This window comes from Mesorhizobium sp. M4A.F.Ca.ET.090.04.2.1, assembly GCF_003999085.1.
Classification (GTDB): domain Bacteria; phylum Pseudomonadota; class Alphaproteobacteria; order Rhizobiales; family Rhizobiaceae; genus Mesorhizobium.
Genome location: NZ_RZOT01000158.1, coordinates 1 through 11128 on the forward strand (window position 1 = coordinate 1; position 11128 = coordinate 11128).

Below are 11128 nucleotides of genomic sequence, written 5' to 3' on the forward strand. Positions count from 1 at the left end.
CGCTGCGCTATGGCGCGGCCGTCCTCGTGGCGCGCGGCCTGCTCGGCGCCGGCGACGCCGCCGCCCTGTCTGGCGATCCTGACATCCAGATGGCGCTCGAGGCCGGCATCGGCCTGGCGATCGGCCTCGGCACCGAAGCCTGGCATGTGCTCGCCCGCAAGCTCAACTGGCAGAGGTGAGGGGCAAAATGGTCGAGGTCTTCACCGAACTCCTGCGCCAGGCGCTGCCCTGGATGGCAGGCGCGCTCCTCATCGTTGCGGCACTTGTCGTGTGGTGGCTGTCATGACGGCGCTGCTTTCCTCACTGCTCGGCAACCCGACGTTCCTTGGCCTGCTGGCCTCGGTGGTGGCAGCCCTCGGCTGGGGCGTCCGCCAGCGGCTTGCCGGCGCCGGTGCGGAACGCGCTCGGCAGGCCAAGGCCGAGGCTGCCGCCGGCGCGCTCGCCGACCAGGTCGACAATGATATCGGCGCGCTGCGCGCGGGCGCGGCCAGCAAGGAGCTGAAAACATGGGCAAGGGATTGATCCTCGTGCTGCCGCTGCTCGTCGCGGCCGGATGCACCACAGCCAAGGGAAGCTTCTGCGCCGTCTCAAGGCCGGTACGCCTCTCCGTCAAAGCGGTCGACGCACTGTCGGACCAGGAGGCGAGGGCGCTGCTTGCGCACAACCGCAAGGGTCAGGAACTCTGCGGCTGGAGGCCATGATGCACGATCTGTTCGATCTCCTGGGCATCAAAGGCCCGGTGGTGGCGGCCGGGTTGGCTGGTGGTGCGCTCCGGGCACTGTCGCGCCATCGCTACAAACTGCGCGAAATGATCGCTTCGCCGATCTGCGGCGCGCTCGCCGCCGCCTATCTGACGCTGCCGGCCGTCGCCTGGTTCAAGGCAAGTGGCCTGCCGATCCCCGATCCAGCCGACGACACCACGACGCTCGCCGCCGCTTTCCTCATTGGCGTCTCGGCGATGTGGATTTCGGACATCGTGTTCGAGGTCGTCGTGCGGAAATTCAAGCCGACAAACGAGGAGTGACCTGCCGCGCATCCTTGGTCTTTGAATGAGCATCTGCTAATATTCGTTTTTGTGCATGGAGCCGCAATGCGAGCCAAACCTGTGCGCTTTTTCAGAGCAGCGAGAGGTACCATGACCAAGCGGAGACGCATGTGGGTGATAGGGGCTTCGTTGGTGCTTGGGCTTTTTACGCTGCCCGCCCAGGCGAGCAACCTGGGTGATCTTGTCAGGAATGGCGACGTCGCAGCGGTGACTTCCGCATTGGATAAGGGCGCCGCCATCAACGAAATTGACGGTGTCACGGCGCTCTATATCGCCTGCGAAGCCGGAAACATCGAGTTGGCAAAACTTCTGATAAGTCGTGGGGCCGACGTTAGCCTGCTCGTCAGTTGGCAAAGAACGCCACTCTATGCCGCCAACAAGGGTGGGCACGCTGACATCGTGAAGCTGTTGCTCGACAATGGGGCCGATCCAAATCAGGTGGCGAAATCGCAGACGCCGCTGCACGTGGCTGCCGAGAATGGCTGCCTTCAGTGCGTCATCCATCTCGTGGACGCTGGAGCAGATGTCAACGCACTGACATCGAACGGCAGTCCACCCATACATTTGGCGAAGCTCAGCGGTCACGAAGACGTCGTCGCCTACTTGCGCAGTCATGGCGCAGGACGACCGGTCATTGCGCCGATTTCGGCACGACTTGCATCGGCAAACGCTGAATCGGGCAAAGAACTTTTCGGCAAGGCGTGCGGGACTTGTCATCTTGCAGTGCCGGGGGTCAAGAATCCCAAGCCCAATCTGTGGGGCATCGTAGGGCGGCGGAAGGCTTCGCAAGGCGATGTCGAGTATTCGTCGAGTCTGAAGGATGCTGGTGGCGATTGGACTTTTGAGGAACTCAATTTGTTTATCTCCAATCCCGCGCTCACTCTGCCTGGAACAGATATGCTTTTCCCGGGTCTGCAGGACGAGAAGCAGCGAGCAGACCTCATCGCTTACCTGCGGACCTTGAGTGACGCACCGTTGCCGCTTCCCTAGAATTGAATCTTGATTCCCGTCCTCAATCCAAGCGGCTGTTGTACTCGCGGTTCCCGAACGCTTGAGCCGCTGGACGAAGAGCGTCACAATCCCCATTTATGGAGAAATCCAACGGAGATGTGACATGGCGACTTCCACCGAACGCGCGGTGCTTGCCGGCGGCTGCTTTTGGGGCATGCAGGATTTGATCCGGCGCTTTCCGGGCGTCGTCTCGACCCGCGTCGGCTACAGCGGCGGCGACGTGCCCAACGCCACTTACCGCAACCACGGCACCCATGCCGAGGCCATCGAGATCATTTTCGATCCCGCCAGGCTGAGCTACCGCACGCTGCTCGAATTCTTTTTCCAGATCCACGACCCGACGACCAGCAACCGTCAGGGCAACGATGTCGGCATGAGCTATCGCTCGGCAATCTACTACACCAGCGACGACCAGAAGCGGGTCGCCGAGGACACCATTGCCGATGTCGATGCCTCTCACCTGTGGCCGGGCAAGGTCGTCACCGAGGTTGCGCCGGTCGGCCCATTCTGGCAGGCCGAGCCCGAGCATCAGGACTATCTGGAGAGATACCCGAACGGCTACACCTGCCATTTCGTCAGGCCGGGCTGGAAACTCCCGGTTCGCGAAAGGGCCGCTTCATAAGCCAGATCGGTCGCTCGGCAAATTTTCCCTCTGCGCTGGAACATTAGCATACGCTAAGAGTTCATGTTCCGGCAGCGCGCAACGGTATGCTGCCTGATCGGGCCGGCATCCCGATCCGGGCCCGCGTCCTCTGCGAGAGGCGCGGGCTTGCTTGTGTCGACAACTCGGCCCGGACCGCCAATCCTGCCAATTGCGCCCGTCGTGCCGAAAGGCACGGCGGGCTTTTTGCGTTTCCAGATCCTGGCAGCGGGCCACGGCGCCGATCCAGAGCGCGTCCTGCCTGACCGAACGCGCTCAAGCTAAGTCTAATGTTTGATGCATCTTCGTCCCAAAACCGCTACGCACTTTTGGTCGACATGCATCAGCCCTTGGCGCGGCGGCCGTCGCTCTCATGGTTCCCGATCCAGTGCGCGCGGATGCGGTCGCTGGTTTCGAGATAGGCCATGTCGATCAGATAGGTCAGAAGCTTCTCGCCATCGGCTTCAGCTTTCTGGCGCAGTTCCCTCAAGATCCCCTGCGCGAACTGCAGGTTTTCCATTTTGCTCGGCTGGTCCATCGGTGCCCCCAATGTCTGCGTGGGAAGTGTGGCTGACTGTTGCTTGCATCAAGATTGTGGAGAGACTCGCGGTGAAGCTGTATTTGGTTGTATCCCTGCGCGATCAACGAAGCTGTTGGACATTCCTCGGAAATGTCGATATTTTGCGCGACCAATCGGACCGCGACGATGCACGAAGACGAGGGCAGCACTCCTGAAAAGTTGCAAGCCATGCTGGACGTGATCGCCAGGAACGGCCCCTCGAGGCATAGCGAACAGGCCGACATCGGCAAGCTGAAGGCCGACGCGGCCACTGCAGCCGCGGTGCTGGTCGAATTCTACGGCGATACGGCGCTCGAACGCGCCAGACTGCTCGAACGTCGCTCGCCGCAGTCGCATTTCGCCCGCATGGTGACGGCCGAAATCAGCAAGCAAGGCAGGACGCCGCCCAGAGGCTAGGGTGCGCGCTAGGACGATTTGCGCCTCCTCGATCCGCCGCCAAGACGCAGTTGCACCTCTTCCTGGGCATTGTCGAGCAGGTAGAAGAGCAGGGTGTGTCCGATCGATTGCGAGATTTCCTTGGCCTGCTCGATATGCCGGTGGATTTCGCGCAAGGAGGCCTCCTCTGTATCCTCCTCCTGTGTCAGATCGACGAACCAGCCGGGATAGAGAGCTGCTTCTCCAAGGTTGTCGACATAGCACTGGCCGACCGCCAGGATCTTGCGAAGGCCCATCTTTTCCGAACGGACTTTGTAGACCTCCCGGAAACTCGACCTGCGCTCCACCGCCCGGCGAATCGCTACATGGACCCGGAGCCGATCCTCGGCCTCGATGCTTTCCATGCATCTTTCAAGTGGCGCGCCATGGGAGAATTCCTCAAGCGTGAGCCCGAAATAGTCGGAAAGGTTGGCGTCACCGTAGACACGGTTTCGCTTGATGTCCCAGGTCCAGAACCCGTCGATCGGAGGATATCGCAGATGAACGCCGCGCCCCCCTTCAGGTACCGCAGTCATGAAAACCGCCCCGTTCGGTTTCAAGATTCGCAACAGTATGTAACATGAACCAAAAGAAACAAGGTGGCCTTTTGTACAAGACCGCCCAAAATCACGATGCGTCAGCTTTGACTGCTACTTGGGTGGCGTAGTTGACGCACTGAAAAAAATAACTTTGAGCGAATTTTCTTTCATCGAAAGAATGTCTGGGCCGGTAGCGCAACCATAACTTGGTACTTCACTAGATAACCAAGCTATGTGAGTCGTAATACAATATCAAAGGTTGTACCGCCCGGCCCGGAAAACATACCGCGCGTCCTTCGATTCTGGAAGGCCGACGCGGCAATGTTGGGAGCGTTGCCTGAGCCGCGCCGGCCAAAGCGGTTTCCAATAGGTCCACCGCAAGTCGAATCTTAACTGAGCATGGTACCCGCGGCAAACCGACCATCGGTTGCAAAATGCAAGTTGGCCATCCTGGCTGCAGGTTCAGGCTGCGCTGCGGGTCGATTCCCCGTCGCCCTCCGCGGCTATGCGTGCTTCGCCTTCGTCAGCCGCCTCGCCTTCGGTCCGGTCGTGTCCGAACTGCTGGGCGCCGGGCAGGGGCTGCAGCCAGTGCTCTCGGCGCACCGTCCACAACTCGTATTTCGGTTCAAGCTCCGTCGGCGCCACATCGAGACTGCCAAGCATCACTTCGGCCTCCTCTTCGCCGACCGATGTGACACGGCCGCCGCAGGTCGGGCAGAAGCTCCTGCCGCCATAGGTGCTGACGATGCCGGTCGTCTCGAACGCCTCAAGCGGCCAGATTCCGAAAGCCTGGTAGACCGATCCGCTGGTCTTGCGGCAATCCTTGCAATGGCAAAGTCCGACCCGAAGCGGCTCGCCGGTGACCGAGAACTGGACGCCGCCGCACAGGCAGCTGCCGCTGCGCCTGATATCGCTGGACATGGCTGTTCCTCCTGGTTCGCGCCGCTCTGCTGGCCGCGACAACACGTCGAAATGTTCGACCCCGAATCAATTCGCGCGAAGGGCAACGGTTCCACGCATCCGTTGCGAGAACGACGAGGCCATATTTAGTTGGGAAAATTGAACACTGGCTCCTGGCAGCGGTAGACGCGGCACTGGCCGTCGCGCGCCGGAACGGAGGCGGCTGTCGGCACCTCAGGCCAGTCGCACTCATTGCCGTACTGCCGCACATAGCGGTCGTAGGTGTTCTGTCCCGTGGTCAGCACGGCCGCGCGATGGCCCTGGATCAGGGACCGCACCTGTTCGCAGCTCATTGTACGGGTATCGAGGCGGGCGTGGGCTGTGGCCGTGAAGGCAAGCACCATCGTGCCGGCAATCCATGCGATCGAACTGGTTTTCATCGGGGAGCCTCGGCTGGACATCTTCCCCGCGGGAAGGGCTAGAAAACAGCCAGATACTTCAACAGTGAAATGATGCCAATGATGATGACGACGATCTGCGCGATCTGTCGCGTGCGGCCGTCGAGCGGCAGGCGCTGGACGAGGAAGAGCACGAGGATGATCACCAGGAAGGTGATCAGGATGCCGATGAGAGCCGATAGAGCCACGTCCTCTCTCCCAGGTTGTTTCGGAACTCAATACATCCTGGAAACGCCGCTGCTGCAAGGTCGGTTCCCCGCGGGAACCGGCGGAGGCCGCGAAGTCGTTGTCCGCGGCCGCCGAACGGCGATGCGCCGGTTACTTGCCGCAGTGGTTGTCGTTCACCGTCGGCGCGCTTGTCCCGGGCGATGTCCCGCTTGCGTCAGGCTGCGCGCCCTGCGGGCCGACAGGGCAGTTCTGATCGGGGGTTGGGCTCGTCGCATACGTGGCCATGCCGTCTATGCTGTAGGTCGGCGTGGGATCGACGGCATCGGGGTCGTTCAGGTCGACCGTATTGGGGCCAGTGGGGTCGACAACGACCGATTTTCCGCTGCCGTCGACCATGCCTGAGCCGGCCGTGTCGCCGGCGGTCTGGGCCATCGCCGATGTACCGAGGCCAAGCGTCAGCATGGTGGCTGCGAGGATTCTCATGGTCATGGCTGTCTCCATTTGGTTGCAGTTTCGTCGTGTCGCGACTTTTGGGGGAACCGCTCGCGCTGGTGATGGTTCCCTCACATATTCATTTGGAGGTGGCAGACAGTTCCCGCCCTTGACGACTCTGCAAGCGTAGCCGGGAACTGGCGATCGCCGGCCGGCCGGCGACGCGTTGCCGGGGAACCGAAATCCCTCACGCGCATTCCTTGTCGAGTTAATTTTGCGGTATCGAAAGGCGAGGGGGTCGGTGGACACGATTGAACATGGCGGCATCGGGCTTCCAGGCGCCCATGCCGTCGATCTGCTGCGGGCGCTGCCAGTCGCCGTCTACACCACCGATAAGCAGGGCCTCATCACTTTCTTCAACGAAGCCGCGGCCGAACTTTGGGGGCATCGTCCCGTGCTCAACGAGGATCGGTGGTGCGGGTCATGGAAGCTGCGTCATCTCGACGGGAGCAAGATGGCGCATGAAGAATGCCCGATGGCCATTGCCTTGCGCGAAGAAAAGGACGTTCGCTGGGGGCGGGCGATAGCCGAGCGGCCCAACGGAGAACTCATCCCATTCAGCGCGCATCCCGTCCTGCTTCGCAATGAGGCCGGCGATACGATCGGCGCAATCACCACCTTGCTTGACCTGCGCACGCAGACGATGGCGGACGAAGCCCGCACGCGGCTTGCCTCCATTGTCGAGTCATCGGTGGATGCGATCGTTTCAAAGGACATAAACGGCATCATCACCAGCTGGAACGACGCGGCGCAGCGCCTCTTTGGCTACACGCCGGCGGAGGCGATCGGCCGGCCGGTGACGATCCTTATTCCGCCCGACCATCTGGACGAGGAGGTCTCGATCATCACCCGCATTCGCGCCGGCGAGGTCGTGCCGTCCTACGAGACGGTGCGCCAGCGCAAGGACGGCACGCGCATTCCCGTTTCGCTGACAGTCTCGCCGATACGCGACGGCATCGGCAGGATTGTCGGCGCGTCCAAGATTGCGCGCGACATCAGCTCTCACAAGGAGAGCGAACGGCGCATCCGCCTGCTCATGCGCGAGGTCAACCATCGCGTAAAGAACCAGTACTCGGTCATCATCTCGATGATCCGAGAGACGAGCAAGCAGGCAAGCACCCCGGAGGTCTTTCTGGACCAGGTACGCGAACGCATCCTGGCGCTTTCGGAATCGCACGATCTGCTTGTCAATGCTGAGTGGCGCGGCGCGACGGTTGCCGAGCTGGTCGAGGCGCAGGTAAGGGTCTTCGCGGCGCAGTCGCGCCTGTCGGCAAAGGGGCCGGTGATCATGCTCAAGCCGAACGCCGTCCAATATCTCGGCATCGCCTTCCACGAACTGGCGACAAATTCGGCAAAGTACGGCGTCCTGTCTCACCCGGTCGGGCAGGTCGAGATCGAATGGGCCATAACCACCGGCGCGAATGGCGAGGAGGTCTTTGGCCTGGTCTGGCACGAGCACGATGGACCGCCCTTGGATGGAGAGAAACGTCGCGGATTCGGCTCGGTTGTGCTGAAACGGATCACGCCGCAGGCGCTGGGCGGTACCGGACAGCTGGAGTTCGGCGAGCACGGTGTAAGCTGGAAGCTTGAAGCGCCTTTGCGATACGTGAAAAACTCTCTTGACGAGATGGATTGACGGCGCGGCCGGCCGAAACCACGCGCTGGCAATCCTATCCTTACTCGGAAACCGGCGCCGGACAGGGTCCCTCAGCCACCTCGACGACGAGCGCGCAATCGAACTCCATGGCTGCCCCATACATTTCGGCTGTTTGCACGACCATATATTCGAGGTCTTCGCGCGCGACGTTTTCGTCGAGGTTTCGCAGGCGCACACGCTCAGCCACGATAGCGACATTGACCACGCCCGTGGAATGGATCGCCGCCACGACCAGGGAGTTGAGGTCTTCCCGCAATTGGCTTGAATAGCTGTCGCGCATGGCAGTTGCCTTCCGGTGGGGCGTTTTTCCTCATTTTCGAGCATGCACCCGGCACATCGCGATAGCAAGCATAATGTCAAAAATATTGAAATAAAATCAATTAGTTAGTATAGTTTGTTGAATGCCTGGTCGATGTCTTGTCCGCATCGTTGGGCTTTTGCGCCGATCACCCATCAGTCGCGCTTGACGGCATGTGCGCCAAATCCTAACTTTGCTGATAGTGAGCCAGATACTAACTCACTGCATTTTGGTCTTGGCGGAGGCACAAATGGGCGAACTGGAACGACCTGAACGACTCCAGATCATGCTGACGGCTGACGAATTGGCTGCGCTGGAAAACTGGCGCTTCGAAAAGCGTATGCCGAGCCGGTCGGCGGCCGTGCGGGAACTGCTACGGCGCGGCCTCGCCGCGGAAGGGTTCCTCAAGGCCGAGCAGGGGCTGAAATCGCAGGAGTTTGGAATTCTGGAGCCAGAACGCGACGATAGCGCCGAGGGCAAGCCGGTCGCAGACTAGCCACTGAGCAAACCCGCCTGTTTGTTCGGACGCCGCGGCCTTATCGTCGGGTCGCACGAAAAGTTTCAACCGCACAACCGCTTTCGCTTTGCCGCGCGCTTGCTAAAGGTGGAGCGAAGAATGCCGCCGGGCAGAATCTGCCGGGCAGGGGCGAGCTCGGACGGAACTTCTGCCAATGACATGGACTGGCGCGGCGGCACTTTTGATCCTCATCCTGACCTATGCCGGTGTCGCCGTCGGCCGCTTTCCGGGCCTGCGCCTCGACCGCGCCGGCATCGCGCTGCTCGGTGGCGCGGCCATGATCGCCGTCGGCGCGATCAGCATGGAGGACGCCTACCGCGCCATAAATTTCGACACCATCACGCTGCTGCTCGGCATGATGATCGTGGTCGCGCATCTGAAGGTCTCGGGTGCCTTTCGCGCGCTCGGCGGCTTCGCCATCGAGCATGCGCACGCGCCGTTCATGCTCCTGGTCATGGTGACGCTGCTGACCGGCGTCCTCTCGGCCTTCCTGGTCAATGACGCAATCTGCCTGGTGATGGCGCCGATCGTCGTCCACGTCACGCGCGTCATCAACCGCAACCCGGTTCCCTATCTGATTGCCACCTGCACCGCCTCCAATTGCGGCAGTGTCGCCACCATCACCGGCAACCCACAGAACATGGTGATCGGCGCGCTGTCCGGCATTTCCTATCCGGCCTTTTCGGCCGCGCTCGCGCCGGTGGCGCTGTTCGGTCTTCTCGCCGTTATCGTCATCTTGCGCATCGTCTACCGCGCCGAATTCTCCCGCACCGTGGAGCTCAGTCCCGAAGTCTATCGCGGCCGCATGCTGCCGGGACAGGTACTGAAGGCGGTAGTCGTCTGCGTCGTGCTGGCGGTCGCGTTCTTCGCCGGCGTTGCCGTTGCCAAGGCGGCGCTGATTGCCGGCGCCTTCCTGCTCGTCACCCGCGCGATCAAGCCGCATCGCATCTATCGCGAGATCGACGGCCCGTTGCTGTTCATGTTCGCCGGCCTGTTCGTGGTGGTGGCCGGCGCCGAAAAGACGCTGCTGACGCCCGATATGATCGCCTGGGCGAAAAACATCGGGCTCGACGATGTCTGGCGGCTCTCCGGCTTCACCGCCGTGCTCTCCAACGTCATGAGCAACGTGCCGGCGGTGCTGGCGCTGAGGCCCTTCATTCCCGGCCTCGAGAACCCCGAGCGCGCCTGGCTGGTGGTCGCGATGAGCTCCACGCTCGCCGGCAATTTCACGCTGCTCGGTTCCGTTGCCAACCTGATCGTTGCCGAACAGGCGAAGGCGGCGGGCAAGGAGCTTTCCTTCTCCGCCTTCTTCGAGGTCGGCCTGCCGCTGACCCTGGTCACGCTTTTCGCCGGCACGGCCTGGCTGGCTTTCACCTCCTGATCTCCAAGTTTTCAGCCCGCGACAAAATTTGTCGCGGGCTTTGTCGAATCGATTGCGCAAACGTTTCGATGGCTCTATGGTTTCTAAGAAATCCGCCGAAGAGCGGTTGGGAAACGCATACAAGGGAGGAGCGCTTGCGGGCACTCCATACGCATGCCGACAATGGCTGAGGTCGCGCGCCGCGCCGGCGTCTCGGTTTCGACAGTCTCACACGTCGTCAACGGCACCCGCTTCGTCTCGCCCGAGAAGGCCAGGCTGATCAACGATGCCATTGCCACGATGGGTTACCAGCCCAACGAGTTGGCACGCGCGCTGAAGGCGTCCACCACCAATAGCGTCGGGCTCGCCATCTCGGCGATCTCCAATCCCTATTTCACCGACATCATCTGCGCGGTCGAGGCCGAATGTGCGCGGCTCGGCCTGATGGTGTTTCTGTCCGACACGCAGGAAGACCCGGACCGCGAGCTTCAGGTGGTGCGCGCCTTCCACCAGCGCCGCGTCGACGGCGTGATCCTGGCGCCGTCGGGCTCGCCGGAGCGCGCGATCGACTATCTTACCGAGAAGAAGCTGCCCTGCGTGCTGATCGACCGGTTCGCTGACGACCGCTTCGACCAGATCGGTGTCGAGAACGACACGGCGATGCATGCCCTCATCGACCATGTCGCTGCCTTCGGCCACAAGCGCATCGGCTACATTGCCGGCCAGCCGGGGCTGGCCACCACGCGCGAGCGCATCGAGGCGTTCCGCGCCTCGCTCGCCGCCAATGGACTTGAGTGCCTGCCGCACTATGTCTCGCCGGAGAATGTCGACACGGCGAGCGCCACGGCATCGACGCATGCGATCCTGTCGCTGGCCACGCCGCCCACCGCATTGGTTACCGGCAACAACATGACGACGATCGGGGCAGTCCGCGCCATCCGCGAGAAGGGTCTTGCGATCCCCGGCGACCTGTCGCTGGCGGGCTTCGATGATTTCGAATGGGCCGACTGCTTCGAGCCGCGTTTGACGCTGGTCGAGCAGCCCTGCAC

Annotated in this window: 17 protein-coding genes; 10 read left to right on the top strand and 7 right to left on the bottom strand. The window is 61.8% G+C overall.

Annotation, left to right across the window (positions count from 1 at the left end; all coding sequences use genetic code 11):
* Positions 1–282 precede the first annotated feature (282 nt).
* The 5 genes from EN781_RS13425 to msrA all read left to right on the top strand — a co-directional run bounded on the left by EN781_RS13425 (position 283) and on the right by msrA (position 2678).
* Positions 283–522: an ABC transporter permease gene (locus EN781_RS13425; RefSeq protein ID WP_126055203.1), complete on the top strand. Its 240-nt coding sequence runs from the start codon at positions 283–285 to the stop codon at positions 520–522.
* Entirely contained in the window at positions 507–701 is a 195-nt protein-coding gene (locus EN781_RS13430) for a hypothetical protein (RefSeq protein ID WP_126055202.1), read from the top strand. Before EN781_RS13425 ends, EN781_RS13430 begins: the two co-directional genes overlap by 16 nt.
* On the top strand, positions 701–1024 hold the full coding sequence (locus EN781_RS13435) for a hypothetical protein (protein WP_126059120.1): 324 nt from the start codon (positions 701–703) through the stop codon (positions 1022–1024). Before EN781_RS13430 ends, EN781_RS13435 begins: the two co-directional genes overlap by 1 nt.
* 111 nt (positions 1025–1135) lie before the next feature.
* The gene (locus EN781_RS13440) at positions 1136–2035 is read left to right on the top strand and encodes an ankyrin repeat domain-containing protein (RefSeq protein ID WP_245455494.1); all 900 of its coding nucleotides are present in this window, start codon (positions 1136–1138) and stop codon (positions 2033–2035) included.
* 124 nt (positions 2036–2159) lie between these two features.
* Positions 2160–2678, top strand: coding sequence for a peptide-methionine (S)-S-oxide reductase MsrA (gene msrA, locus EN781_RS13445; protein ID WP_126055201.1), 519 nt, complete (start codon positions 2160–2162; stop codon positions 2676–2678).
* 361 nt (positions 2679–3039) lie between these two features.
* Here the strand turns inward: msrA and EN781_RS13450 are convergent, their stop codons facing one another.
* On the bottom strand, positions 3040–3234 hold the full coding sequence (locus EN781_RS13450; RefSeq protein WP_126055200.1) for a hypothetical protein: 195 nt from the start codon (positions 3232–3234) through the stop codon (positions 3040–3042).
* Between the two features lie 210 nt (positions 3235–3444).
* Here EN781_RS13450 and EN781_RS13455 point away from each other — a divergent pair, with 210 nt between their 5' ends.
* A complete protein-coding gene (locus tag EN781_RS13455) occupies positions 3445–3672 on the top strand; it encodes a hypothetical protein (RefSeq protein WP_127421843.1) in 228 nt (75 codons plus the stop codon).
* A gap of 8 nt (positions 3673–3680) precedes the next feature.
* Here EN781_RS13455 and EN781_RS13460 read toward each other — a convergent pair whose 3' ends face one another.
* The 5 genes from EN781_RS13460 to EN781_RS13480 all read right to left on the bottom strand — a co-directional run bounded on the left by EN781_RS13460 (position 3681) and on the right by EN781_RS13480 (position 6244).
* Complete coding sequence (locus EN781_RS13460) at positions 3681–4226, bottom strand: PAS domain-containing protein (RefSeq protein ID WP_126055198.1); 546 nt, start codon at positions 4224–4226, stop codon at positions 3681–3683.
* 465 nt (positions 4227–4691) lie between these two features.
* Positions 4692–5150: a GFA family protein gene (locus EN781_RS13465; protein ID WP_126055197.1), complete on the bottom strand. Its 459-nt coding sequence runs from the start codon at positions 5148–5150 to the stop codon at positions 4692–4694.
* Between the two features lie 125 nt (positions 5151–5275).
* Complete coding sequence (locus tag EN781_RS13470) at positions 5276–5569, bottom strand: hypothetical protein (RefSeq protein WP_126055196.1); 294 nt, start codon at positions 5567–5569, stop codon at positions 5276–5278.
* A 38-nt stretch (positions 5570–5607) separates the two neighbouring features.
* A complete protein-coding gene (locus EN781_RS13475; protein WP_126055195.1) occupies positions 5608–5775 on the bottom strand; it encodes a Thivi_2564 family membrane protein in 168 nt (55 codons plus the stop codon).
* Between the two features lie 130 nt (positions 5776–5905).
* Complete coding sequence (locus EN781_RS13480; RefSeq protein WP_126055194.1) at positions 5906–6244, bottom strand: hypothetical protein; 339 nt, start codon at positions 6242–6244, stop codon at positions 5906–5908.
* Between the two features lie 169 nt (positions 6245–6413).
* Here EN781_RS13480 and EN781_RS13485 point away from each other — a divergent pair, with 169 nt between their 5' ends.
* Positions 6414–7883 carry a PAS domain S-box protein gene (locus EN781_RS13485; protein ID WP_245455493.1) on the top strand — a complete coding sequence of 490 codons (1470 nt, stop codon included), beginning with the start codon at positions 6414–6416 and terminating at the stop codon, positions 7881–7883.
* A gap of 40 nt (positions 7884–7923) precedes the next feature.
* Here the strand turns inward: EN781_RS13485 and EN781_RS13490 are convergent, their stop codons facing one another.
* Positions 7924–8184 (bottom strand): hypothetical protein, encoded by a 261-nt coding sequence (locus EN781_RS13490; RefSeq protein WP_126055193.1) that lies wholly within the window; start codon positions 8182–8184, stop codon positions 7924–7926.
* 268 nt (positions 8185–8452) lie between these two features.
* Between EN781_RS13490 and EN781_RS13495 the strand changes: the two genes are divergently transcribed.
* The 3 genes from EN781_RS13495 to EN781_RS13505 form a co-directional block, all read left to right on the top strand.
* Positions 8453–8698 carry a hypothetical protein gene (locus EN781_RS13495; RefSeq protein ID WP_126055192.1) on the top strand — a complete coding sequence of 82 codons (246 nt, stop codon included), beginning with the start codon at positions 8453–8455 and terminating at the stop codon, positions 8696–8698.
* 175 nt (positions 8699–8873) lie between these two features.
* Entirely contained in the window at positions 8874–10100 is a 1227-nt protein-coding gene (locus EN781_RS13500) for an anion transporter (protein WP_126055191.1), read from the top strand.
* Positions 10101–10262: 162 nt separating this feature from the next.
* A partial coding sequence (locus EN781_RS13505; RefSeq protein WP_245492594.1) for a LacI family DNA-binding transcriptional regulator occupies positions 10263–11128 on the top strand: 866 nt, incomplete at its 3' end.

What these genes read in the sequence shown, in the direction of transcription:
- EN781_RS13425 (WP_126055203.1), top strand. Translation starts at nt 283, where the DNA reads ATGACGGCGCTGCTTTCCTCACTGCTCGGCAACCCGACGTTCCTTGGC.
- EN781_RS13430 (WP_126055202.1), top strand. Translation starts at nt 507, where the DNA reads ATGGGCAAGGGATTGATCCTCGTGCTGCCGCTGCTCGTCGCGGCCGGA.
- EN781_RS13435 (WP_126059120.1), top strand. Translation starts at nt 701, where the DNA reads ATGCACGATCTGTTCGATCTCCTGGGCATCAAAGGCCCGGTGGTGGCG.
- EN781_RS13440 (WP_245455494.1), top strand. Translation starts at nt 1,136, where the DNA reads ATGACCAAGCGGAGACGCATGTGGGTGATAGGGGCTTCGTTGGTGCTT.
- msrA (WP_126055201.1), top strand. Translation starts at nt 2,160, where the DNA reads ATGGCGACTTCCACCGAACGCGCGGTGCTTGCCGGCGGCTGCTTTTGG.
- EN781_RS13450 (WP_126055200.1), bottom strand. Translation starts at nt 3,234, where the DNA reads ATGGACCAGCCGAGCAAAATGGAAAACCTGCAGTTCGCGCAGGGGATC.
- EN781_RS13455 (WP_127421843.1), top strand. Translation starts at nt 3,445, where the DNA reads ATGCTGGACGTGATCGCCAGGAACGGCCCCTCGAGGCATAGCGAACAG.
- EN781_RS13460 (WP_126055198.1), bottom strand. Translation starts at nt 4,226, where the DNA reads ATGACTGCGGTACCTGAAGGGGGGCGCGGCGTTCATCTGCGATATCCT.
- EN781_RS13465 (WP_126055197.1), bottom strand. Translation starts at nt 5,150, where the DNA reads ATGTCCAGCGATATCAGGCGCAGCGGCAGCTGCCTGTGCGGCGGCGTC.
- EN781_RS13470 (WP_126055196.1), bottom strand. Translation starts at nt 5,569, where the DNA reads ATGAAAACCAGTTCGATCGCATGGATTGCCGGCACGATGGTGCTTGCC.
- EN781_RS13480 (WP_126055194.1), bottom strand. Translation starts at nt 6,244, where the DNA reads ATGACCATGAGAATCCTCGCAGCCACCATGCTGACGCTTGGCCTCGGT.
- EN781_RS13490 (WP_126055193.1), bottom strand. Translation starts at nt 8,184, where the DNA reads ATGCGCGACAGCTATTCAAGCCAATTGCGGGAAGACCTCAACTCCCTG.
- EN781_RS13495 (WP_126055192.1), top strand. Translation starts at nt 8,453, where the DNA reads ATGGGCGAACTGGAACGACCTGAACGACTCCAGATCATGCTGACGGCT.
- EN781_RS13500 (WP_126055191.1), top strand. Translation starts at nt 8,874, where the DNA reads ATGACATGGACTGGCGCGGCGGCACTTTTGATCCTCATCCTGACCTAT.